The organism is Cupriavidus sp. 05T41, from assembly GCF_056396525.1.
Genome location: NZ_JBFTLQ010000029.1, coordinates 1 through 22,988 on the forward strand (window position 1 = coordinate 1; position 22,988 = coordinate 22,988).

Sequence of the window (22,988 nt, forward strand, 5' to 3'; positions counted from 1 at the left end):
CGCCAATACCGCGCCGGCCTAGTCGAGGGCCTGCCAGCCATCGCCCTCGCGCGCCAGCCGCGCCACGAGGCAGCCGAAGCGCGGCGCCACCGCCGCGCCGGCTCGCGCCAGCTGCGCGCCGCAGATATCGGGCGGCGCCGCCCAGCCGCCCTGCTCGAACCATAGCCCGCCCAGGGGCACCCCCGCGCCATGCCGGCGCGCGGCCTCCCCGGCGGGCATCCAGCGCGCGAACGCCTCGGGAAACCCGAGCGCGGCGAGGGCCGCCTGCTGGATACGCGCATCCTCCGCGTCCGCGCCGGTCTGCAGCACACCGCAGCCGTGCCAGCGCGGTGCGTGCCCTGCCGCGGCCAGCGCCGCCCAGTTGCGCAGCGACTCCAGATTGCCGGCCCGCGACAGCCGCGACAGGATGCTGTCGTCCGAGGAAAGATGCGGATGCATGGCTGCCGCGCGGTGAGCCGAGGTCTGCCGCGCCGGGCCGTCATGCGTGTCGAACAGGGTCACCTGCCAGCCGCGCGCGGCCAGGCGCTCGGTCACCGCGCAGCCAGCCAGCCCGGCACCGATCACGATCGCATGGCGTTCGGGCCAGGCAGCCGGCGCGGGCGGCGGATGCCGGCGCTGGCCGCGTTCGGCGGGGAAGCGCGCCACCGTCATATGCCATTTGCTGCCGTAGCCCGTGGCACGCTTGGCCACGAAGCCGGCCGCCTGCAGTCCGCGCCGGAAAAAGCCGGCCGCGGCGTAGGTCGCCAGCGTGGCCTCCGGCCGTGCAAGGCGCGCCAGCCGCTTCATCAGCTGCGGCTGCCACATCTCCGGATTGCGGTCGGGCGCGAAGCCGTCCAGGTAGAACGCATCGACGCCCGCCACCAGCCGCGGCAGCATGCTGTCGACATCGCCGAAGGCAAGGGTCAGCACCACCGCGCCCTGCTCGAACTCCATCCGGTGCAGGCCCGGAAGCGCGAGCGGCCAGGCCTGGCGCAACTGCGCAGCCAGCGGACCCAGTTCGTCGGCGCCGGGCATCTTCTCGTGCACGGCAGCCAGGCCTTCGCGCGTAAACGGATGCTTCTCGATCGAAACGAAATGCAGCCGCCCGCAGCGCTGTGGATCGGCACGCCAGGCCTGCCACGTGGCCAGGAAATTCAGGCCCAGGCCGAAGCCCGTCTCCAGGATCACGAACTGATCGCGGCCATCCCAGGCCTGCGGCAGATGGTTTCCGGCGAGGAATACGTGGCGGGCCTGTGCGAGCCCGCCCTCGTCGCTGTGATAGACATCGCCATAGCGCGCCGAATAAGGCGGGCCGGTATCGGAAAAGACGGGCTCGGCGGGATCTAAGGCGCGGGACATGAAACGAAGGGACGTCGGCAATGGGAAGGAGAAGCGAGGATCCCGGGAGTACCGCCAGGGCAGGCAGGCGGCACCGGACGCGGGCGATGGTAGCATAGCGCCCTGCGCCGCCGGCCGGCAGCCGCACGCCACATTCCCGCCTTCCCCCCTTCTCATGTTCAGCTACCGTCACGCCTTCCACGCCGGCAACCACGCCGATGTCCTCAAACATGCCATCGTGGTCCAGTTGCTGGAGCAGATGACCCAGAAGGACAAGCCGTTCTGGTACATCGACACGCATGCCGGCGCCGGCCTGTATGCGCTGGACCATGCCTACGCGCAGAAAAAGGGCGAGTTTGAAACGGGCATCGCCCGCCTGTGGCAGGCCGCCGCCGCCAAGCGGCCCATGCCCACGCTACTCGAGGACTACCTGGAACAGGTGCGCACCCTCAATCCCGACGGCAACCTGCGGCACTACCCCGGCTCGCCCTGGCTTGCCTGGCAGATGCTGCGCGAGGCCGACCGCCTGCGCCTGTTCGAGATGCACAGCACGGAGATCCAGGTGCTGCGCGACAACTTCCGGGGCGCCGGCCGCCGCGTCATGCTGTACGACGGCGACGGCTTCACCGGCATCAATGCCATCCTGCCCCCTGCGCCGCGCCGCGCCGTGGTGCTGATCGACCCCTCCTACGAAGACAAGCAGGACTACGCCCGCGTGGTGCGGACCGTACAGGATGGCCTGCAGCGCTTTGCCACCGGCATCTATGCGGTCTGGTACCCCGAAGTGCAACGCCGCGAATCGGTGCAGTTGCCGGTGCAGCTGAAAAAACTGCCGCTCAAGAGCTGGCTGCATGTCTCCCTCACCGTGAAGCAGCCGGTCGCGGGCGGCCTGGGCCTGCACGGCAGCGGCATGTTTATCGTCAACCCGCCGTGGCGCCTCAAGGAAAACCTGGAAGCAGCCATGCCCACCCTGGTCACGCTGCTGGGCCAGGACGCCGGCGCCCGCTTCACGCTCGAAGCCCAGGAAAGCTGAGCCACCGTCCCGCCATTGCCTCCTGCGCCCGTGTGACCCCAACGGCATGGCGGCGGAGCCTGACCCCCTCCCCGCCCGCACTGTGCCGGTGTCAGCACCATGACAAGGGCAGCCGCGCCAAGGCCCGTAGACATTACGCGACATAGGCGCCGGGAAGACCAGATCTAAGCATCTTCTACTTGGCCCGGACGGGGTAAAACCGTACGATCTTTCCCCAAAACCTCGACGCAAGGCTGCCGGCTCAGATGCACCCAAGCGCACGAGGTTGCATCGGCATGGCAGGCCGCCAGGTCAGCGCGGCCACCATGCGCACGGACAGGACCGGAAACCACAGGACCGGCCGCCGGAAATCGATACAAGGGTCAAAGGGGTCATATGAAGACATTGAGCGGAGCCCGCGATGGCTGGGCAACGGACGCCGACACGTCCGACCGGGGTATCTGGAAGAACACCATCGCCGCCGCCAGCCATGCACTGGAAACCGTCGCGCTGATCGAGCACGGTGTCGGCATGACACTGAAATTGCAGCGCAAGGTACGGGACCTGCGCGAACGCCTGCGCACCACCCAGGCCGAACTCGATCGCTATCGCGACCTGCACGCCCATGCGCTCGAAGCGCTGCGCAATGTCGAGCGCCCCGCGCCGGAAGACACCAGCAAGCTCCGCGCCGACGGCGAGGCCCTGCGCATGCGACACCGCGCCTACAAGCTCCTGATCGAACACTACGCGCGCGCCGGGTCGCCCATCGACCTGGCGGTCTTCGCCGCGCAGCGCCGCCAGGTGCTGCAGCACATGCTGTTCCAGCAACGCCGGGGCGTGCCGGCAGCGCAGATCAGCGTCGACGATATCGGATTCCTGCTGCGGTAAGCGCCGCTCCGGCGCAGCCTCGGACCGCTGTCAGCGGGCGGTGGCGAGCCGCGCGCCGGCTGCCGCTGGCCGCTTGTGACAACCGACCGCCGGCCCGGCCGATGTCCGCGCGGGTGGCGCGCACCGTCTTGAGAATCGTCGCATTGCGCTTGCAGGCAAAATGAAAGCGCGTTCGCCGGCGGCATCGATGCCCGGCGCAGAGTTCGATATACTGTATATGCATACAGTTATCGCGACACCCCGCCCCGGCATGGCCGGATGGAGGCGTCGCCAATCCCTGCCAGCCGACAATGCCTTCCGCAACTCGCCGCATCGCCCACCTGGACATGGACGCGTTCTACGCTTCCGTCGAACTCCTGCGGTACCCGGAGCTGCGCGGCATGCCCGTGGTGATCGGCGGCGGACGCAACGCCGTGCCCGAAATCCTGCCGGACGGCAGCCGGCGCTTCGCCCGCCTGCGCGACTACGCCGGCCGCGGCGTCGTCACCACCTCCACCTATGAAGCACGCGCGCTCGGCGTCTTCTCGGCCATGGGCATGATGAAAGCCGCCCAACTCGCGCCCGACGCCATCCTGCTGCCCACCGACTTCGACTCCTACCGGCACTACTCCCGCCTCTTCAAGGCCGCCGTCCACACCTTCACCGACCAGATCGAAGACCGCGGCATCGACGAAATCTACATTGATCTCAGCGAAGTCGCCGGTGAACCGGCCGATCTCGGCGCGCGCATCAAGCAAGCCGTACGTGAAGCCACCCAGTTAAGCTGCTCGATCTGCATCGCCCCCAACAAGCTCCTGGCCAAGATCGGCTCCGAACTGGACAAGCCTGACGGCCTCACCCTGCTCGGCGCCGACGACATCCCCCGTCGCATCTGGCCGCTGCCCGTGCGCAAGGTCAACGGCATTGGCCCCAAGGCGACCGAAAAGCTCGCCGCGCTCGGCATCGCCACCGTCGGCGACCTCGCCAGCGCCGACCTTGGGCTGCTGCAAAGCCACTTCGGCCGCAGCTACTCAGCCTGGCTGGCGGAAATCGCCCAGGGCCAGGACGACCGTCCCGTCGTGGTCAGCTCCGAACCGAAGTCCATGAGCCGCGAAACCACCTTCGAACGCGACCTCCACCCCCGCCAGGACCGCCAGGCCCTCTCCGAAATCTTTACCGCCCTGTGCCAGCGCCTGGCCGAGGACCTCCGCCGCAAGGGGTACGTCGGCCGCACGATCGGGGTAAAGCTGCGCTACGACGACTTCCAGACCGTGACCCGCGACCTGAGCATGCCCGCGCCGACGGCCGACGCCGTATTGCTGCGGCGGGCGGCGACGGAATGCGTGAAGCGTGTCGCGCTGGACCGGAGGATCCGGCTGCTGGGCGTGCGCGTCAGCACCTTGACGATGGCCGGCGGGGAAGATCTTGCCGTGCTCCCGGTGCAGGGCGAGTTGCCGTTCGGGGATGGCGAATAGGCTGGGGACGATGGCGGCGGTGCGTACCCGTACCTAGTCGTAGGTTTCCCAGAAAAAGCCCCGGGCGAGGTCCCGCTCGAACTCGGCAGTCCAGGACGTGCCGCTTGCCGCGGGATAGGACTGGCGAGCGCCGGTCAGGTTGGCCTGGACCGCCACCTTGCGGGGAATGGGACCCACCGCATCCCGGGGAGGGGCCTCCTCATCAAGGACGACCGTGAATTCTTCGCGGGTCCGGCCATGCTTCCTGCAAGCGGCCTCGAAGTCTGCGCGCTCGTCCGCCGGCAATGCTTCGAAGAGCTTTCCCATGACATCCCCCACGACTCGCGCGATGCCAAGTATGCGCCCATTGCGTGCGAGTTCGCGCCGATGCCTGCCCGGGGTGCCCGCGCCCCGGGCCACATGGCCGCGCTTCAGGCGCGCTGGTGTGCCGGACAACTGCCGTTCCTGCCGCCAGGCGATGCGGGGATCCCGGGCGGATTGGCTGGACAGCCGGGACGGCCTGCCGGCCCGGGTCGCCGATGAGCGATTTCCTCCGACTGTCCGACCGGCAAGTACTCGGCAAGTACTCGGCAAGTACTCGGAAAATGGAGAAGTTTCCATTTCATCTTGGGATGTTTCCGCACCATCGAATCACTGCCGCGATGGATTCTGACTTGCCGGCCTCCATGGCTGGCACATACCAATCGGCTGTTTCGCAGAGACTCCATGCTGGAAATAAAATCGTCGGAAACTTCATCAGCGACACCCTTTTCCTTCATCGCCACGGGGCACTGGCTGCGCAAACACTGGATGTGGCTGCTTATCTTTGTGCCCGTCGTCTCAGGCATCTCGTTCTCCATCCTGTTCGCCGCCAGCGAAAATTACAGGAGCGAAGGCTTCCTCAGGGCAAGTCGAAAACTGACGGAGTACAACACCCAGCGCTCCGCATTCGCGGACAAAGGCGCGCTACGCCGCTTTCTCGGCCACGAACAACTGGGAGGTGACGCCAACGGGCAATATCTGGCAAATGCCTTGCAGGAGAGTTTTCTCCGCAAGCACGTGACACCCGTGCTGCCTTATTCAAAAGCGGAACTGGGATATCTCAACAACAGCAAGACGCCCATCGACATGGATATCCTTGGCTTCGCCATCTCCTTTGCCGCGCCATCGCCTGCGCAAGCGACAGCAAGGGTAAGAATCCTGGGAGACTTCCTCAAGGACACCATGCTGCGCCAGGAACTGACGGAGATCGTGCACACGAAGGCCGCCGAGTTCAAGGCCAAGAAGCAGAGAATCGACAACCAGCTCATTTCGAAACGGCTCGAACTCCGCCAGGAAACCGCGCGGATGAAGTCCCTGAAGATCATAGCCGGCAGGTACCCCGGCGCATCGAAGCTCGAATCCAGGCAACTGCTGTCATCCGATGCCGGAAGCTCGAAATATCTGTCGCCGGTGGCGCAGCTTGTCGGAACCGAATCCCTTATCGTCGATCTTCGCACGGCGATCGATTCGCTTGAGCGGGAAGCCGCCCAGAATACGCTGCGCGAAGCATTCTTCGCTCGCGCGGAGGCATCGAGGGACCCTGCCAACTCGGGCAAGGCCATGCTCGCCGTCTACCTTGCGCTGCAGAAAAACATGTTCGACGGCGCCGATCTGAAAGACGACGACATCCGGGAAGTCTTCAACGACATCGGCCTGATCGCAGAGGAACTCCGAACGAAGCACCTCGTCAATACGCACTTCGCCTCGGGGCCAACCGTGCCCGAGCGTCGCGCCGGGCACGGGACGCTGGCGATAGCGGCATTTTCCCTGCTGAGCGGATGCGTCATGACGGGGATGGCGCTTGTCGGTCTTGATTTCGTCAGGCGAACGAATGCCGACGGTATGAACCGATGATGGCGCGGGGTTGGATTCATTGATTGACCGACCGCCAGTTCGTCAGGCAGGAAGAGGCCAGAGACGGCCCGTCGCGAGCAAGCCTCCCCAGCTCGCAGGCCTATTCCTCGAATAGCATGAGGACCATGAACAATGCGTTCACCACCAGCAGGCCGCTCAGGATGAGCGTGGTCACAGGCATGCTGCGGATCCGTCGGTAAATGTCCGGCACGCCCGGGAACCGCTGGCCCAGCCTGCGCGTGAACAAGCAGGCCGAACCCACGCCGAGGATCCCTAGCCATGCCAACCCGCCAAGCGATCCCACGCGGTAGGCAGTCCGCTCTTGCGCGAGAGGCGCCTTGATCCACCTTGGCTCAGCCTCTGAAGGTGCACCGGACATGGGGGCCAGCACGGGCGGTTGCGCACTGGTCTGCGTGTAGATCCGTTGTGGAGGCGCGCTCGGTTCCCGCGTCGATGTCATCGACCACTTCGCCTCACCGCGTCTCGGCCTGCCTCGCGCCGCCTTATCCTCCGGCGTGTCACCCGCAGACGCGGCAAGCGGCTTTTTCGGCTGGACGGTATCTCGTGCTGCCTTCTTCTGGGCAGCATGCTGTTGCCAGCCGGCGAAAAGCTCGTCAAGGCATTTCACCGAACCACATGCATCCCGGGTCTTGCGCCAGGCAGTGATGTCTGCCTTGCGGATAAGACCCGCACGCAACATCCGAAGCTGGCTGGCGTAAATGCGCTCATACCCGATATTGAGCAACGCGTAGTCGCAGATCAGGTTCTCGGCATGCGGACGCTTGTTCGCCCGCTTCAGGCAGTTCTGGCCGCCCGCCATCGCATCCTCGCAATGGACGGAAGCCGCGCGCAGCGACGTCTTGCAGGCGATATCCGACGCCTGCGCACTGAAGGCGAAGAAAAGCCCCAAGGCAATGAGGGCGGCCAGATGGCTCATGAGCCTTTTCATCGTCTTCTCATGGAATTAGAGAATTCGGCGCCGGGATCCTATGCGGATCAGCCCTGTATTCTGCTACCGCGCCTCGCGAATGCGGAGTGCGATACCACACATATCCCGGTGCGCGCTCGGACAAAATGCAGTCCTGAACGGCCACGAGCGTGATCGCGACCATGCTGACGAGGATCCCCGATGACTGCGGAGTTCCGCGGCAGGCCGCCGCCGGCGATGGCCACCTCTGCCGACCTCTGCCGACCTCTGCCGACCTCTGCCGCTAGACTCTCCTGATTCCACCCACTACGCTGAGTTCACGACTGAAGCCGATTCCAGGGAGCCAGAATCCATGACGCCACGACCATTTGCGGTGACCCCGGACACGTACGCGCGCCCGCTCGATGTGGTGGGAGAAAAAATAACGGTGCTCGCCTCGAATACCGCGACGCAAGGTTATGAAGTCTTCCTGCAGCAGGGCGACGAGGGCGCCGGACCACCGCCGCACAGCCATGCCTGGGACGAATCGTTCTATATCCTGAAGGGCAAGATCGAGATTCGCTATGGTGACAACACCATCACCGCCACGCCCGGCACATTCGTTCACGTGCCGGCGGGCACGATACACAGTTTCCGCTTTGGTCCGGGCGGCGCCGAGATGATCTCGATGACCAGCCATACCGGCAATGCCGCTCAACTCTTTGCGGCGATCGACAAGGATATCCCCGCGGGAGCCCCGGACATTCCCGCGCTGATCGCGATTGCCGGGAAATGCGGAGTGACTGTCGCCGGTTGATGCTCCCGGGGGCGCCACCCTGCTTTCTTGGCATGGCGGCGTTTCCGTTCAGGGCCAGGCCGGGTCAACCCAGGTAAGCGCAGCACTGGCGCACCGGTCACCTGGCGAGGATAAAGATCAGAACGAGTCCGTTCGCAACCAGCAAGCCACTCAGGATAAGGAGCGGCACCGGTATCCTGCGTCTCGGCCGGTAGATGCTTCTGCGTCCGCGCCCGTAGATGCCTGGCGCCCCCGGAAACCGATGGCGCAACCTGCGGTCCCACAGGTAAGCCAGGCCGCCGCAAAAGATCCCCAACCATGCCAGCACGCCAAGCGATCCCCAGCCGCCGGCAGTCCGCTCTTGCCTGGGAGCGACGCTGACTCGATGAGGCTGCGCCACTGGCGGAGCGACAGCGATGGGCGCAAGCACTGCCGGCTGCGAGACCGTCGTGGCAATCACCTGTGGCGGCGCAGTTCGATCCTGCGTCGGCGTCACGACCCAACTCACATTGCCAAGTCTCGGCCTGCTGCGAGCGGACTTGACTGCCGGCGTGCGACGCAACGATGCGGCCAGCGGTTTGCCCGGCTGGGCGACGGCTTGCTCCGGCTGCGTCCTGGCCACGTCCTGCTGCCAATTGGCGAAGGCATCGTCAAGGCACTCCACCGACGTACAAGCATCCCGGTTCCTGCGCCACGCAAGAACACCTTCATGCTGGATGGCGCCCGCCAGCAGCATCCGATCCTGGTCTGCGTAGATGCGCTCATACTCGATATTGAGAATCGCGTAGTCACAGATCAGACTCTCGCCTCGCGGGCGCAGATCTTCCTGGCTCACGCACCGTTGGCCGGCTGCCAGCGGATCCTCCTCGCAGCGGATGAAGTCCGAGCGCAGCATGGTCTTGCAGGCGATTTCCGACGCCTGCACCCCGGCGGCGGAAAAAAGACCCAATGCAATGACGGCGGCCAGATCGCTCACGAGCCTTTTCATCGAGTCTTCCCCAAGGAGGTAGAGAATCCGGCGCTGTGGTCCCGGCGCGGATGCGATTTGTATTTTGCGATGACCTTGCAGGCGCGAGGCGTGCGATACCCCACTTATTCCCGCACGGTTTCGGACAGAGTACCGGCTTGATCCGCCGCTGACCGGGCCTTCATGGATGGCTGACGCGTGTTCGAACCGGGATTATCGCGGGCGGCTGCATGGGCAAATGAAGACCCACCGCGCCCGGGGCTGGACGCCGCTCGAATCGGAGCACCGGCGGGCTTTTTGCTGTTCGTCCTCCGAGTCCTACACTGAGTGTGTGGTCATCCCAAAAGGAGGCGCCATGACAGTAGCTATCGTATTCACCGTTGCAATTGTGCTCTTGTATGTACTCGCGGTGAGGGCCGAATTCTTCCACAAATCCCCTCTCTATCCCGAGCACGCGCACCCTCTCCACTACTGGTGGAATCGATTGATTCACCACAAGCGCTAGACGGCGCCACCCGCCCATCCGGCGGGTTTTTTATCGCCGTACGCGTCGCCCGGCTATGCGGCATCGAGCCGCAGCCAGGCAGGAAAGCGGCCGTCGAACTCCAGCGCCGAAATATCGCCCAGGTGCGAGCAGGCATCGGCTGGCAGAGCGATGCTGAGTTCCTTGTGCCAGACCACGAAGCCGGTGAGCCGGACTACACGCATGCGCTCTTCCCTGGGAACCGGGTATTGAGCGACATGCGTGGGCAAGGGCACCAGCGAAACGCGCCTGCGCACCTCATAGGTGAGCCATCCCGAGGACTCGCGCCGCACCAGCGCCAGGCCTGCCACCTGGTGGTGCAAGTAGAACGCCCGGAGGGCAGAGACGACCAGAATCAGCACCAAAATCTGCAGCATGGGTAGCCTCCCTTCCAGTGCAGCTACAACCATGGCCAGAACCGCTGGCCTCACAGCAAATGTGACAGATCGCACACCTTCCGTGCATCCGGTCTTCTACCGACAACCGCCACGCCTGGGTTCAGTGCCTGCCCAGCAACTGGACACAAAGATAGGCCGCGGCGGGGAGCAGCAAGCAAGCCGCCAGACGCAGGTAGTAGCCCTTGCCGTGGCGCGAATGGACGGAGTGGAAATCGTGGATCAACGGCTTCATGATGGCGCCCCCTTTGCGAATGCAGCGAAGAACCGATCCCCTGTCTGGATTGTAGGTCTCGGTACGCCGTTATGAAGCAAGGGATATGCCGAGTCTCTCAGGTCAGAAATCGGCTACGTCACTGCACGTTCATTGGCAGCAACACCATCTGCTTGCCCTGCAGGTGCAAGCGCTCTTGTATTTCGGCCGGGGTCTGGTTGTGGAGCCACGCTGTCAGGAAGTTGACGTGACGGAAAATCAGCTTGCTGGCAAAACAGACGCTATTGGGATACTCGGTCATCACACTGTCGACCAGCCGCATGAACTCGGCGACGGGATTGGTGCCGAATGCGGCCCGGGAGTCGGCCGCGGCCCCGTGCCGCTGGCACGTAGCCACGTAGTAGCGCAATGCCTCCCCGACGGTCGTCTGAAGGTGGCGCAGCGTTTCCTGCCCCTCGTAGCTCTGGGCATCGACTTCGCCCACGGCGACGAAAATGAAGTTCTTGAAGTGCCCGGGAAACAGTCGTTCCACCCAGAGCAGTGCGTGCATGCTGACGCCGCGATGTTTCCCGACCAGAACGACGGCTGTCGGCTGGGCCGGGTCGACCGGACGGATACGCGCGGGATCGACATGCGGAGGGGCGCCCGCGAACGTCTCGTCGACGCGTGCCAGCTCGGTCCGGGTAGCCGAGTAATGGCGCTTCACCAGCGCGCAGAGCGTGATGACAATACCGGTAACCAGGATGGTGAGCCAGCCACCTGAGGTGAACTTCTCGACCACGGTGATCACGAGTATCGTTGACGTCACGGACAGGCCCAGGAACGACAACCCAAAGCGGACGATCCAGCGCGCTTCGACCCGGTGCCGCCACCAGTAGATGCAAAGGCCGAGCAAGGAAAGGCTGAACGTCAGGAATACGTTGATGCTATAGAGCACCACCAGCAGCGCCACCTTGCCTTGCGTCCAAAGCAGGATCAGTGCGCTCGCCACACCCATCACGATAATCCCGTTCTGTCGTACCAGGCGGGCGGAGAGGTCCCTGAAATGTCGTGGCACCCAGTGATCCGCCGCCATGTTCGACAACACAGCCGGTCCATCAAGAAAGCCCGTCTGCGCGCCGACCAGGAGCAGGCCTGCCTCGAACGCCAGCACTGCCACCAGCAGGGCACCACTGGCAAGTGGCGAGCCTAGCCGGAGGCTGTCGATGATGTGGTTGAAAACCACCGCATTCAAGGTCTGGCCTTCCACGGGCGCGGCGTGCCAAAGCATGTAGAGGAGAATGATCCCGCCTGCCGTAAAGGCCAGGGAAGTTGCCATATAGAACATGGTCCACTTGCCATTCAGCACGCGCGGCTCGGCGAGCATGTTGACGTTGTTGGAGACGGCCTCCAATCCCGTGTACGTACCGCCGCCAAGGGAGAACGCACGCATCAGCAGCGCCATGACGACGACCGGTCCCATCGCGTGCGACATCGTCGATGCCTCGCCCGTTGCGGCCGGAACCACGCTGGCGAGATTGTCGGCATGCGCAACGATGCCATAGGTGATGAGCCCCAGATGCAGGACTACAAAGCCCATGAAGATTGGCAGCATCACCAGGATGGATTCCTTCATGCCGCGGAAATTGAGTGTCGTCATCATGACGACGATGGCAACTTCGGTTGCCAGCTTGTAGTGCTGCGCCGCCAGCGGGAGCAGACTGAAAAAGGCGTCGACGCCGCTCGCCAGCGAAGTGGCCACGGTCAACACGTAGTCCACCAGCAAGGCCGCGCCGGATACCAGGCCCGGGCGCGGCCCCAGCAGCGCGGTGGCGACACGATAGCCGCCACCGCCGGTGGGAAACAGCTCGATGACCTGGTTGTAGCCGACAGCAATGATGAACACCGTGCTGGCAGTCGCCATGGCCAGGAACAGCGCCAGCGGCGTATGGCTTCCAAGCGCCAGGAAGGCTTCCTCCGGGCCGTAACAGGACGACGACAGCCCGTCGGCGCCAAGTCCGACCCAAGCCAGCACAGGGGCGACCGCGATCGCATGGCGCGTCGCCGGCGCGAGCGGATCGAGTGGCTTCCCGGCCAGGTATCCCAACCACCTTGATCGCCCCGCCATAGTCATCCCCCTGCAGGCCACCCCCGTGTAGGGTGGCCTGCACCAGGTTCGTCGATAGTGCCCCCCCGGAAGCGGCACATCCGACCATGTGACTAATGTAGGCGCAGGCGAGAGGGGGAATCATCGCCACGAGAATTTTTATGCCTTTTTTATACGGCGCCGGCGGCTTTTTGATGCCCGCTGTATGTGGCACCGCATAGTCTTGAAGCGTGGGAACCTGAGCCGCGCGTCTCCGCGCGCATCGCCGCCTCAGCCACCATCCAGGGAAGCCATCAAGATGATCAGGATACTTGTGCCGGTAGATGATTCGGAGTGTGCTCTGGCGGCTGTCCGGCATGCAGCCTTTCTTTTCCGGGAGGGAAGCGCGTCGGAGGTCGTACTGCTGAACGTACAGCCCGCCCTTGAACGCAGCCGGGCCGGCGCATTCCATTCACTTGCCGAATTGCGGGAGCTTGAATCCAGGCTGGGAGAGTCCGCACTCTCAAGGGCGATGGAGATTCTCGATGATTCCGATGTGCGATACGTGGCCTTGATCGGGTTGGGCCGCACGGCGAGCACGATTGCCATTGCCGCAGATGCCAACCGTTGTGACGGCATTGTGCTCGGCGTTACGATCTGGTCGCAGTTCAAGGCCTGCTTCGGAGGCGGCATGCCCGCAAAGATCATGCGGCGATCAAGCGTGCCGGTGACCGCCGTCAAGGCCTCCAAGGCGCAGCCCGCAGGGAGCATGCCCGCACAGCCACAACCGCAGCGGACGCACCCTCACCCGCGGCTTGTGGTCTATTCGTCTGCATTCTGAGTGGCCGTTCTGGCTGTTGGCTGAGAGCGTTCATACATGCTCACCGCAGCTTTCCAGGATTTCATCGCGCTCACATGGGCGGGAAAAAGCGAAGAGCGTATCAGGCCAGTGGTGTGTCGTGCGCTCAGCAGTGACAACACCAGGTGCATGACCGTTCCACGCGCACGCGGCACGCTGGCGGCATGGACACCACCGGACTCATCCGCCGCCCAACCGTCAGCCGTTGCCCCTCTCGGCCCAGTCACCGCCAAACGTGCTCTCGGTCGTGGGCCGCGTCTCATCTGATCGCACCTTGCGAAGGCAGAAGTACCCCAAGGCCAGGAATACCCCGACAGCCAATACAGTGGCCACGCCAGCGACGCACGATGCCGCATCGCAACCCGCCTCTTCGTTTTCGGCCATCCTGGTCTCCTTGGACGTTGTCATAGGCAACTGCAAATGGATCTTAGCACCACCGGAGAAGCGGCCATCTCAAGGAGTCCGCGAGCGGGAGAAATACAAGACAACGGCTTCCGAAATCGCCCGGAAAGCCTTGCTGCACAAGGGAAAACGCATGCCATTGGGGTGACGCAGAAAAGTGGCCAAGCAGGACTCTGGCGCAATGAAGCGGAAACGCAAACGCCGAAAATCAAGAGCTTGCGCCACGCATTGGCAATGATGCGGGTAGCTATCCCTCATGGCGTTTCCTGACGCTAACTCCGCCACCCACGGCGAACGCCATACGCTCCACCCGCCTGCCTCGCCATCGCGAGTCCGACAAGGTTGGCGGTGCGAACCATCAACCTACGTCCTATAAATGAAGTTCGATGACCACCGTCGATATGGCACCGTACTCGCCGTACTCGCCAAAATGGGCAGCCGACGTCGGCGTGCCGCGCCAGAGTGGTGCGCCGCTTTCTCACTGATTGGCAAAAGGAGTTAGCCAAGATGGCCAAGAACACGATCTGCCTGTGGTACGAACACGATGCCGAAGAGGCCGCGCGCTTCTACGCCAAGACCTTTCCGCAAAGCAGCCTCGGCGCTGTCCACCGTGCGCCGGCCGACTATCCCGACGGCAAGACGGGCGACGCCCTGACTGTCGAATTCACCGTCGTGGGCGTACCCTGTATCGGTCTCAATGGCGGCCCGCGGTTCAAGCACAGCGAGGCCTTTTCCTTCCAGATCGCGACTGACGATCAGGAAGAGACCGACCGGTACTGGAACGCGATCGTCGGCAATGGCGGGCAGGAAAGCCATTGCGGCTGGTGCAAGGACAAATGGGGCATTAGCTGGCAAATCACCCCGCGCGTGCTGACCGATGCACTCGCCAAGGGTGGCGACGCGGCCAAGCGTGCGTTCGAGGCGATGATGCCGATGAAAAAGATCGACGTCGCCGCCATCGAAGCGGCCGTGCGCGGCTGAGCAATACCGTTCCCATTCGGCTGTCCACTGTGGCCAGCCGAATAATCGCGCATCTCAGCCTCGTCCGGGCCGTGGACCAGCGCAATCGCCTGGGGCGGCTTACTTGGCCACGGGCATCGCGAATTCCGCACCTTTGGCGATGCTGTCTGGCCAGCGCTGCATGACGCTCTTGTAGTGCGTGTAGAAGCGGACGGCCTCCTCGCCGTAGGCGTGATGATCGCCGAACAGCGATCGCTTCCAGCCCCCGAACGAATGCCATGCCGGCGGCACCGGACTCGGCACGTTGATGCCCACCATGCCGATCTGAATCTGCCGGGAAAATGCGCGCGCCGCGCTGCCGTCGGATGTGAAAAGCGATACGCAGTTCCCCAGTTCGTGCGCGTTGACGAGTGCGATCGCACTCGCGAGATCAGGCACGCGGACAACCGACAGGACCGGCCCGAAAATCTCTTCCCGATAGATGCTCATATCAGGCTTCACGTCATCGAAGAGCGAGCCGCCGAGAAAGAAGCCCTCTTCGTGGCCGGCCACGGTATGGCCGCGACCATCGACCACGAGCTTGGCACCTGCCGCGACGCCCGCCTCGATATAGCCCAGCACCTTGGCGCGATGCGCGGCGCTGATGAGCGGCCCCATGTCCAGGTCGGGCTCCATGCCGCCGCCGATCTTGAGCGAGCGCACGCGCGGCGCAAGACGCTCGATCAGCTCGTCGCCAATATGCCCCACCGCCACCGCGACCGAGGTCGCCATGCAGCGCTCGCCGGCCGAGCCATACGACGAGGCAATCAGCGCATCGACCGCTTGATCGAGATTGGCATCGGGCATGACGACCAGATGGTTCTTCGCACTGCCCAGGGCCTGCACGCGCTTGCCGCGCTTCGCGCTTTCGGTGTAGATGTATTCAGCGACCGGCGTCGAGCCGACGACGGATATCGCGGCCACATCGGGGTGCTCGATCAGCGCATCGACGACGGCCTTGTCGCCATGCACGACATTGAAGACGCCTTTGGGAAAGCCCGCCTCGAGGAACAGCTCGGCAAGCCGGATCGATGCCGACGGTGTGCGCTCCGAGGGCTTGAGCACGAAGGTGTTGCCGCACGCGGCCGCCATCACAAACATCCAGCACGGCACCACCATCGGGAAATTGAACGGGGTGACGCCCGCAGCCACACCGAGCGGCTGACGCAGATTCCAGTTGTCGATGCCGCCGCTGATCTGATCGGTGAAATCGGTCTTGAGCAGGTTCGGAATGCCACACGCGAATTCGACGATCTCGATACCGCGCACCACCTCGCCCTTCGCGTCCGAAAACAGCTTGCCGTGGTCGCGCGTAATGAGCTCGGCGAGTTCGTCCTGATGCGCCTCGAGCAGTTCCTTGAACTTGAACATCAGACGAGCGCGCTTCAGCGGCGCGGTTTCGCTCCAGGCCGGGAACGCGGCTTTCGCAGCGGCGACGGCGGCATCGACTTCAGCTGTGCTTGCGACCGGCACGCGGGACGTCACGCGGCCTAGCGCCGGATCGAATACATTGCCGAACCGCCCGCTCGCACCAGCGGCGCGTTCACCGTCGATGAAATGACTCAGCTCGCGCACAGCGCCTTGATTTGCTTCGCTCATACCTTCTCCTATGGGGGGATGCAGGTGCCGCCCGCGCCATGCCTCCTCATGTCTTCGAACATTGGTTTTTCGGCTTCAACGCCGATCGGCCCGACGGCTCCAATAGACGCAAATATAGGCGCTTTGCTCTAATTTCGAACACCCGCATCGGACACAACAGTCTTGCGCGTCGGGAACGAATCGCAATTTAACGAAAGGCTCTCCGCCTGCGCTCAACGGTGATTTTCCGCACATCGCAATGACCAAAGACGCGAAGCCGGATCCATGTACGAACGCACCGTGCACATCGAGAGCGGCAGGCAAGCATGGCGGCCAGGACAAGGCGATATCCGAGCGTATGACGCGGGCAAGAAGGTCGTCGGTCGCCGCGTCGTCGGCTTCATCGCCATGGATGCCGACGGCAACGGCATGGCGCGCGACGCCCACCTGCGCTCCTGAGGGATTCGTGCCCGCCCTCGCGCCCGCATTCCTGCAAAGAGGCTTCTTGCCAACGCCGGCAGCAAGGCGGTAGGTCGCCTTGCCCATGCACCGCCCCGGGAGCGCCTCAAGCGGCACTCTATTGTGATCGATTCAATCAAAACTAGGGTAAACATCGACTGCATCAGTCAATCCAAACCCTATAATGACCCAATCGATCAGATGAATCCGTCTATTTTGACTGATTCAGTCAGACAAAATCCCCGTCATCCAGATCGTCGGCCTCCATATGGGGGCGCCGCCGGGACGAGCGACCAGCAAGAAGGAGCAAAGCATGGCAGTGCAGTTCAAGGGCATCATCCCCGCCCTCATTACCCCGATGACCGCCGACGAAGGCGTAGACGAAGACGGCCTGCGCACGCTGGTCGACCGCTTGATCGACGCCGGCGTCCATGCGCTGTTCGTGCTCGGCACCAACGGCGAGTTCATCGCGCTGAACGAGGAAGAGAAGCTGCGCATTGCCCGCATCACGGTGGAACACGCGCGCGGCCGGGTACCGGTGATCGCCGGTACCGGCGCCTATGCCACCCGCGACGTCATTGCGCTGAACAGCAAGATGCTGGACCTGGGCGTGGATGCCGTCTCGGTCATCACGCCCTACTTCAACGGCGCCACCCAGGCCGAGCTGTTCACCCACTACAAGCAGATCGCCGAGTCCACGACGCTGCCGGTCATGCTCTACACGATCCCCGCGAAGGCCGGCATCACGCTGACCATCGACACCGTGCGCCGCCTGGCCGAGATCCCCAATATCCGCGGCATCAAGGACAGCGGCGGCGATTTCGACCGCCTGCTGCAACTGATCAACCTGCGCCGCGACGACTTCGCGGTGTTCACCGGCACCGACTCGATGATCCTGTGGACGCTGATCGCCGGTGGCGACGGCGCGGTGGCCGCCACCACCAATGCCGTGCCGCATGTGGTGATGTCGATCTGGAACGAGTTCCAGGCCGGCAACGTGCCCGCCGCGCGCGCCGCGCAGGAATCGCTGCGCGCACTGCGCGACGCCTTCGCGCTCGGCACCATGCCCGTGGTGCTGAAGACCGCCGCCGAAATGCTGGGCATGCCCGCCGGCCCGGCCCGCGCGCCCGCCAAACCGCTGGACCCCAAGACCCGCGAGCGGCTGGCCGAGGCGCTGTCCATCTACCGCGCCGCCGGGCAACAGTGACCGGCCGCCCCTCATCGACACCCCAAGCAAGCTGCCCATGACCAACACCTACCACTTCCAGACCGTCAAGCATATCGTCCACGGCGCCGGCAGCCTGGCCCTGCTGCCCGAGAAGCTGGCGCTGCTCGACCGTCCCGTGTCGCGCATCGCGCTGATCACCCAGCCCGTGATGGAAGAGAACGGCGTGATCGGCCGCGTGGTGGCCGCGCTGGCCGAGCGCGACGTGGAAGCGCGCATCGTGCGCGGCGTGGAGCCCGAGCCGACCATCGAGAACGTGGAGACCGTGTTCCGCGAGCAGATCGCGCCGTTTGCCCCGCAGGCGATCCTGTCGATCGGCGGCGGCAGCGTGCTCGACGCCGCCAAGCTGTTCGCGGTGCGGCTGACCAACGACCAGCCCCTGCGCGAATGGCTGGGCATCGACCTGATCAAGCAGCCCGGCGTGCCGATGATCCTGGTGCCCACCACGGCGGGCACCGGCTCCGAGGTGACGCCGAACGCCATCGTCACGCTGCCTGACGAGGAACTGAAGGTTGGCATTGTCAGCCGTCACCTGCTGCCGCAGCTGGTGATCCTGGATGCCGAGCTGACCTTCGGCCTGCCCCAGCCGATCACCGCCGCCACCGGCGTCGACGCGTTCGTCCACTCGCTCGAATCGTATATCTCGACCAAGGCCAATCCGGTCAGCGACATGTTCGCGATGGAATCGATGCGGCTGATCGGCGCCAACCTGGTCGAGGCGTACCGAAACGGCAGCTCGGTCAAGGCGCGCGAGGCCATGATGCTGGGCTCGATGTACGGCGGCCTCGCGCTGACCGCGGCCGGCACCGCCGCCGTCCACGCGCTGGCCTACCCGCTCGGCGGCATGTTCAATATCACGCACGGCGTGGCCAATGCCATGCTGCTGCCCCACGTGATGGCCTTCAACAAGGACGCCATCGTCGGCCGCCTTGCCACCGTGGCGCGCGCGCTCGACGTCTGCGGCCACGGCGACGATGACGAGTCCGCGGCGCAGAAGCTGATCGACCGCCTGGCCGAATGGACCGACGTGCTGCAGATCCCGCAGGACCTGCGCGCGTTCGGCGTGTCGGAAACGCACCTGGACGCGCTGGCCGAGGCCGCCGCCAAGGTCAAGCGGCTGCTCGGCAACAACCCGAAGCCGTTGAGCCTGGCGGATATCAAGGCGATCTACCAGCGCCTGCTGCCGTGAACACCGTCGTCCACCGCGGCCCCAGGCTGCTGATCCTCGCCGACGACCTGTCCGGCGCCGCCGACTGCGCCGTGGCCGGCGTGCGCGCAGGCCTGCGCAGCACCGTGATGCTGAGCGCGGACGCCGGCGCCCCCGGCACCGCCGATACCGCCGATGCCGCCGATGCCGCCGATGCCGGCTTGCTGGCGGTGGACACCGATTCCCGCCGCGCCAGCCCGGCCGATGCCGCCGCGCGGCAGGTTGCCGCCTGGCGCAGGCTGGCCGGGCCCGCCACGCGCCTGTACAAGAAGATCGATTCGACGCTGCGCGGCAACGTGGCAGCCGAAATTGCCGCCCTGGTGCCGCTTGCCGGGCTGGCCATCGTCGCGCCGGCCTTCCCTGCCGCCGGCCGCACGACACGCGACGGCCGCCAGTGGCTGCGCGGCGTGGCCGTGGAGGAAACCGAGGTCTGGCGCAACGAGTCCATCGCCGGACGCGCCGACCTGTGCCACATGCTATCGAGCCACGGCCTGGATACCGCCCTGCTGGCGCTGGCCGACGTGCGCGCCGGCGCCACCGCGCTGGCGGCCCGGCTTGCCGCGCTGCAGGCAGGCGGCACCCAGGCCGTGGTATGCGACTGCGAGACCGACGCCGACCTCGAACGTGTCGCCGACGCCTCGGCGCGGCTGGCGCACGCGTTCTGGGTCGGCTCGGCCGGCCTGGCGCCCGCGCTGCTGCACGCGCTCGGCCTGTGCGACGCCAATGCAACAACGACCGCCACGCCGTTGCCGGCCATTGCGCAAGCCAGCACGGGCGGCCCCGTGCTGACCGTGGTCGGCAGCATGTCCAGCGTGTCGCACCGCCAGGCCGAGCACCTGAAGGCCGCGGCGGGTCCCGCCCTGCTTGTCCTGGACCTGGACACTGCCACGCTGGGCACCGCGCAGCCAGTGCTCACGCGCACCGTCGCCGACGCCCTGCGCGACGGCCGCCACGTGCTGGTCACGCTGAGCCAGGCCACGCGCGGCGACAGCGCCGACGGGCTGCTGTTCTGCCAGCGCCTGGCCGCGCTGCTGGCCCCTGTCCTTCCCCACGCCGGCGGCCTGATCGCCACCGGCGGCGAAACGGCGCGCGCGCTGCTGGCAGCCGCCAGCGCCGGCGCGCTGCAACTGGTCGACGAGATCGAGACCGGCATGCCGCTGCTCCATGCCTCGCTTCCCGGCGGCATGCTGCCGGTCGTTACCAAGGCCGGCGGCTTCGGCACGCCCGGCTCCCTCCATGCCGCCTGGCAACGACTTGCCGGCGCCGCACCGCGCCATCTATCTAGAGGAATCCCTGCAATGTCCTATCGTCCTGTCATCGGCATCACCATGGGCGATGCCGCCGGTGTCGGTCCCGAGATCATCATGAAGGCGCTGACGCACCGCGACGTCTACGAACAATGCCGCCCGCTGGTGATCGGCGACACCGCGCGCCTGCGCGATGCCGGCAGCCGCGCCGGCGTCAAGCTGGAGGTGCGCTCCATCGCCCGGCCCGCCGAGGCCGAGTTCCGCTTCGGCGTGGTGGACTGCATCGACCTCGGCCTCATTCCCGCCGACCTGCCCTACGGCAAGCTGTCCCCGATCGCGGGCGACGCGGCCTACCAGTTCATTGCGCGCACCGTCGAGCTCGCGTCGGCCGGCGAGCTGGACGCGATCTGCACCGCGCCGCTGAACAAGGAAGCGCTGCACGCCGGCGGCCACATCTTCCCCGGCCACACCGAGATGCTGGCGCACCTGACCGGCATCGAAGAAGTCTCGATGATGCTGGTCGCACCCAACCTGCGCGTGATCCACGTGACCACGCACATCGGCCTGCTCGACGCCATCCGTCGCATCGAGCCTGGCCTGGTCCAGCGCACCATCGAGCGCGCGCACGCCACGCTGGTGCGCGCGGGCATCGCCAATCCGCGCATCGGCGTCTGCGGCATCAACCCGCATGCCGGCGAGAACGGACTGTTCGGCTACGGCGAGGAAGAGGAAAAGATCGTGCCCGCGGTCGAGCTGCTGCAGGCGCGCGGCTGGCAGGTGGAGGGACCCCTGCCCGCCGACACGCTGTTCTTCCGCGCCGGGCGCGGCGACTTCGACGTGGTGGTGGCCATGTACCACGACCAGGGCCACGGTCCGGTCAAGGTGATGGGGCTGGAAGCCGGCGTCAACGTCACGGTGGGCCTGCCGGTGATCCGCACCTCGGTCGACCACGGCACCGCCTTCGATATCGCGGGCAAGGGCATCGCCGACGAACGCAGCCTGCTCGAGGCCTTCCGGCAGGCGCGCGACCTCGCCGCCCACCGCGACGAACCGGCCGCGGCACGCGCCGCCTGACACCCACAAGGCAAAGCGCCACAGGCGCGGGCCGGACCGGGCGGATACACGCCGGGCTGGCCGCGGGCAATCACGCTCAAGCATCAGGAGACAAAGATGACTTCGTTCTCGTACTGGGACACCGTCACGATCATCGCCATGGTGGTGGTCTACATCATCGTGACCAGCATCGCCAGCATCCGGCTGCGCAGCCGCAATACCGAACAATTCATGGTCGCCGGCCGCTCGATGCCGGCGGTGGTGGTGGCGGTCCTGCTGATGTCCGAGTACATCGGCGCCAAATCGACGGTCGGTACGTCGCAGGAGGCCTTCAATGTGGGCATCGCTGCCTCGTGGTCGGTGATCTCGGCCGCGATCGGCTTCCTGCTCTTCGGGCTGTTCATGGCCAAGCGCCTGTATGCCTCGGGGGAGTTCACCATCTCCGGCTTCATCGCCAGGAAGTACGGCCCCACCACCAAGCTGGTGGTCTCGGCCATCATGATCTATGCGCTGCTCCTCGTGAACGTGGGCAACTACGTCAGCGGCGCCGCGGCGATCTCCACGGTGATGCACATCAACCTGACCACCGCGGCGGTCATCACGGCCATCATCAGCACGATCTACTTCGCCTGGGGCGGTCTCAAGAGCGTGGCCTGCCTGACCATCGTGCACAGCGCGGTCAAGCTGCTCGGCATCGGCATCCTGGTGGCGGTGGCGTGGAAGCTGTCCGGCGGCATCGCGCCGATGGTGCAGACCATGCCCGAGCACTATTTCACCTGGAAGGGCGCGCTCGGCGGCGGCACCATCGGCGCCTGGATCATCGGCTCGGCCGGCGCGATCTTCTCCACCCAGTTCATCATCCAGGCCATCTCCTCGACCAAGAGCCCGGCTGCCGCGCGCCAGGCCTCGCTGATCGCGGCGGCGCTCTGCGTGCCGATCTCGATCGCGCTCGGCTTCATCGGCGTGGCGGCGAAGTTCCTGTACCCGAACATCAAGAGCCTGTATGCGCTGCCGGTCTTCCTCGAGCACATGCACCCGCTGCTGGCGGGCGTGGTGACCACCTCGCTGGTGGCATCGATCTTCGTGAGCGTCTGCACGGTGGCGCTGGCCATCGCGTCGCTGGTCGTCAAGGACTTCTACGTGCCGCGCTACCAGCCGACTCCCGAGCAGGAATTGCGCGCCACGCGCTGGATCTCGCTGGCTGTGGGCGTCCTGCCACTGGTGTTCGTGCTGTTCGTGCCGCAGATCCTGGCGCTGTCGTTCTTCACCCGCGCGCTGCGCCTGTCGGTGTCCATCGTGGCGCTGATCGGTATCTACCTGCCGTTCTTCGGCAGCAACCGCGGCGCGGTCAGCGGCCTGATTGCGGCGGCGGTGGCCACCACGGCGTGGTACCTGCTGGGCAATCCGTTCGGCATCGACAACATGTACATCGCGCTGGTGACGCCGGCGCTGGTGCTGGTGGTCGACAAGCTGTGCTTCCGGTCCAGCACGCCCGCCAGCGGCACGCCGGCCGGCGGCGCACCGGCCAAGCACGCCGCGCACTGAA

At 65.4% G+C, this 22,988-nt stretch carries 21 protein-coding genes and 1 pseudogene; 13 read left to right on the forward strand and 9 right to left on the reverse strand.

Translation table 11 applies throughout. The annotated features are described in order from the left end of the window. Nucleotides 1–24 precede the first annotated feature (24 nt). Nucleotides 25–1,338: pseudogene (mnmC, locus tag AC1DKV_RS18245) on the reverse strand (bifunctional tRNA (5-methylaminomethyl-2-thiouridine)(34)-methyltransferase MnmC2/FAD-dependent 5-carboxymethylaminomethyl-2-thiouridine(34) oxidoreductase MnmC1); the annotation flags it as partial. Between the two features lie 154 nt (nucleotides 1,339–1,492). Here mnmC and AC1DKV_RS18250 point away from each other — a divergent pair. The 3 genes from AC1DKV_RS18250 (at nucleotide 1,493) to dinB (ending at nucleotide 4,671) form a co-directional block, all read left to right on the forward strand. Continuing rightward, entirely contained in the window at nucleotides 1,493–2,350 is an 858-nt protein-coding gene (locus tag AC1DKV_RS18250) for a 23S rRNA (adenine(2030)-N(6))-methyltransferase RlmJ (RefSeq protein WP_441615824.1), read from the forward strand. Between the two features lie 375 nt (nucleotides 2,351–2,725). Then, nucleotides 2,726–3,217: a hypothetical protein gene (locus tag AC1DKV_RS18255; protein WP_441615826.1), complete on the forward strand. Its 492-nt coding sequence runs from the start codon at nucleotides 2,726–2,728 to the stop codon at nucleotides 3,215–3,217. A gap of 290 nt (nucleotides 3,218–3,507) precedes the next feature. After that, on the forward strand, nucleotides 3,508–4,671 hold the full coding sequence (gene dinB, locus AC1DKV_RS18260) for a DNA polymerase IV (RefSeq protein ID WP_441615828.1): 1,164 nt from the start codon (nucleotides 3,508–3,510) through the stop codon (nucleotides 4,669–4,671). Between the two features lie 33 nt (nucleotides 4,672–4,704). Here dinB and AC1DKV_RS18265 read toward each other — a convergent pair whose 3' ends face one another. Further along, complete coding sequence (locus AC1DKV_RS18265; RefSeq protein ID WP_441615829.1) at nucleotides 4,705–4,977, reverse strand: hypothetical protein; 273 nt, start codon at nucleotides 4,975–4,977, stop codon at nucleotides 4,705–4,707. 399 nt (nucleotides 4,978–5,376) lie between these two features. On the opposite strand from AC1DKV_RS18265, the gene AC1DKV_RS18270 reads away from it, so the two are divergent. Beyond that, nucleotides 5,377–6,546, forward strand: coding sequence for a hypothetical protein (locus AC1DKV_RS18270; RefSeq protein ID WP_441615831.1), 1,170 nt, complete (start codon nucleotides 5,377–5,379; stop codon nucleotides 6,544–6,546). A gap of 100 nt (nucleotides 6,547–6,646) precedes the next feature. Here AC1DKV_RS18270 and AC1DKV_RS18275 read toward each other — a convergent pair whose 3' ends face one another. After that, the gene (locus AC1DKV_RS18275; RefSeq protein ID WP_441615833.1) at nucleotides 6,647–7,483 is read right to left on the reverse strand and encodes a hypothetical protein; all 837 of its coding nucleotides are present in this window, start codon (nucleotides 7,481–7,483) and stop codon (nucleotides 6,647–6,649) included. 343 nt (nucleotides 7,484–7,826) lie between these two features. Between AC1DKV_RS18275 and AC1DKV_RS18280 the strand changes: the two genes are divergently transcribed. Beyond that, nucleotides 7,827–8,270, forward strand: coding sequence for a cupin domain-containing protein (locus tag AC1DKV_RS18280; RefSeq protein WP_441615835.1), 444 nt, complete (start codon nucleotides 7,827–7,829; stop codon nucleotides 8,268–8,270). A 97-nt stretch (nucleotides 8,271–8,367) separates the two neighbouring features. Here the strand turns inward: AC1DKV_RS18280 and AC1DKV_RS18285 are convergent, their stop codons facing one another. From AC1DKV_RS18285 to AC1DKV_RS18300, 4 genes are all read right to left on the reverse strand, one after another. Next, entirely contained in the window at nucleotides 8,368–9,225 is an 858-nt protein-coding gene (locus tag AC1DKV_RS18285) for a hypothetical protein (protein WP_441615836.1), read from the reverse strand. A 549-nt stretch (nucleotides 9,226–9,774) separates the two neighbouring features. Continuing rightward, a complete protein-coding gene (locus AC1DKV_RS18290; protein ID WP_441615838.1) occupies nucleotides 9,775–10,116 on the reverse strand; it encodes a hypothetical protein in 342 nt (113 codons plus the stop codon). Nucleotides 10,117–10,237: 121 nt separating this feature from the next. Next, nucleotides 10,238–10,369: a hypothetical protein gene (locus tag AC1DKV_RS18295; RefSeq protein WP_441615840.1), complete on the reverse strand. Its 132-nt coding sequence runs from the start codon at nucleotides 10,367–10,369 to the stop codon at nucleotides 10,238–10,240. A gap of 118 nt (nucleotides 10,370–10,487) precedes the next feature. Continuing rightward, the gene (locus AC1DKV_RS18300; RefSeq protein ID WP_441615842.1) at nucleotides 10,488–12,455 is read right to left on the reverse strand and encodes an APC family permease; all 1,968 of its coding nucleotides are present in this window, start codon (nucleotides 12,453–12,455) and stop codon (nucleotides 10,488–10,490) included. A gap of 277 nt (nucleotides 12,456–12,732) precedes the next feature. Between AC1DKV_RS18300 and AC1DKV_RS18305 the strand changes: the two genes are divergently transcribed. Continuing rightward, nucleotides 12,733–13,254 carry a universal stress protein gene (locus tag AC1DKV_RS18305; protein WP_441615844.1) on the forward strand — a complete coding sequence of 174 codons (522 nt, stop codon included), beginning with the start codon at nucleotides 12,733–12,735 and terminating at the stop codon, nucleotides 13,252–13,254. A gap of 216 nt (nucleotides 13,255–13,470) precedes the next feature. Here the strand turns inward: AC1DKV_RS18305 and AC1DKV_RS18310 are convergent, their stop codons facing one another. Beyond that, nucleotides 13,471–13,656 carry a hypothetical protein gene (locus tag AC1DKV_RS18310; protein ID WP_441615846.1) on the reverse strand — a complete coding sequence of 62 codons (186 nt, stop codon included), beginning with the start codon at nucleotides 13,654–13,656 and terminating at the stop codon, nucleotides 13,471–13,473. Between the two features lie 36 nt (nucleotides 13,657–13,692). On the opposite strand from AC1DKV_RS18310, the gene AC1DKV_RS18315 reads away from it, so the two are divergent. Further along, nucleotides 13,693–13,944: a hypothetical protein gene (locus AC1DKV_RS18315; protein ID WP_441615848.1), complete on the forward strand. Its 252-nt coding sequence runs from the start codon at nucleotides 13,693–13,695 to the stop codon at nucleotides 13,942–13,944. Nucleotides 13,945–14,181: 237 nt separating this feature from the next. After that, entirely contained in the window at nucleotides 14,182–14,655 is a 474-nt protein-coding gene (locus AC1DKV_RS18320; RefSeq protein WP_441615849.1) for a VOC family protein, read from the forward strand. Nucleotides 14,656–14,754: 99 nt separating this feature from the next. Here the strand turns inward: AC1DKV_RS18320 and AC1DKV_RS18325 are convergent, their stop codons facing one another. Further along, the gene (locus tag AC1DKV_RS18325) at nucleotides 14,755–16,272 is read right to left on the reverse strand and encodes a CoA-acylating methylmalonate-semialdehyde dehydrogenase (protein WP_441615851.1); all 1,518 of its coding nucleotides are present in this window, start codon (nucleotides 16,270–16,272) and stop codon (nucleotides 14,755–14,757) included. Nucleotides 16,273–16,536: 264 nt separating this feature from the next. On the opposite strand from AC1DKV_RS18325, the gene AC1DKV_RS18330 reads away from it, so the two are divergent. From AC1DKV_RS18330 to AC1DKV_RS18350, 5 genes are all read left to right on the forward strand, one after another. Beyond that, nucleotides 16,537–16,710, forward strand: coding sequence for a hypothetical protein (locus AC1DKV_RS18330; RefSeq protein ID WP_441615853.1), 174 nt, complete (start codon nucleotides 16,537–16,539; stop codon nucleotides 16,708–16,710). A gap of 313 nt (nucleotides 16,711–17,023) precedes the next feature. Then, nucleotides 17,024–17,917: a 4-hydroxy-tetrahydrodipicolinate synthase gene (dapA, locus tag AC1DKV_RS18335; RefSeq protein ID WP_441615855.1), complete on the forward strand. Its 894-nt coding sequence runs from the start codon at nucleotides 17,024–17,026 to the stop codon at nucleotides 17,915–17,917. A 37-nt stretch (nucleotides 17,918–17,954) separates the two neighbouring features. After that, nucleotides 17,955–19,124 (forward strand): iron-containing alcohol dehydrogenase, encoded by a 1,170-nt coding sequence (locus AC1DKV_RS18340; protein ID WP_441615857.1) that lies wholly within the window; start codon nucleotides 17,955–17,957, stop codon nucleotides 19,122–19,124. Continuing rightward, nucleotides 19,121–21,463, forward strand: coding sequence for a 4-hydroxythreonine-4-phosphate dehydrogenase PdxA (gene pdxA, locus AC1DKV_RS18345; protein WP_441615859.1), 2,343 nt, complete (start codon nucleotides 19,121–19,123; stop codon nucleotides 21,461–21,463). Before AC1DKV_RS18340 ends, pdxA begins: the two co-directional genes overlap by 4 nt. 96 nt (nucleotides 21,464–21,559) lie before the next feature. After that, nucleotides 21,560–22,987, forward strand: coding sequence for a sodium:solute symporter family protein (locus AC1DKV_RS18350; protein WP_441615861.1), 1,428 nt, complete (start codon nucleotides 21,560–21,562; stop codon nucleotides 22,985–22,987). Nucleotide 22,988 lies beyond the last annotated feature (1 nt).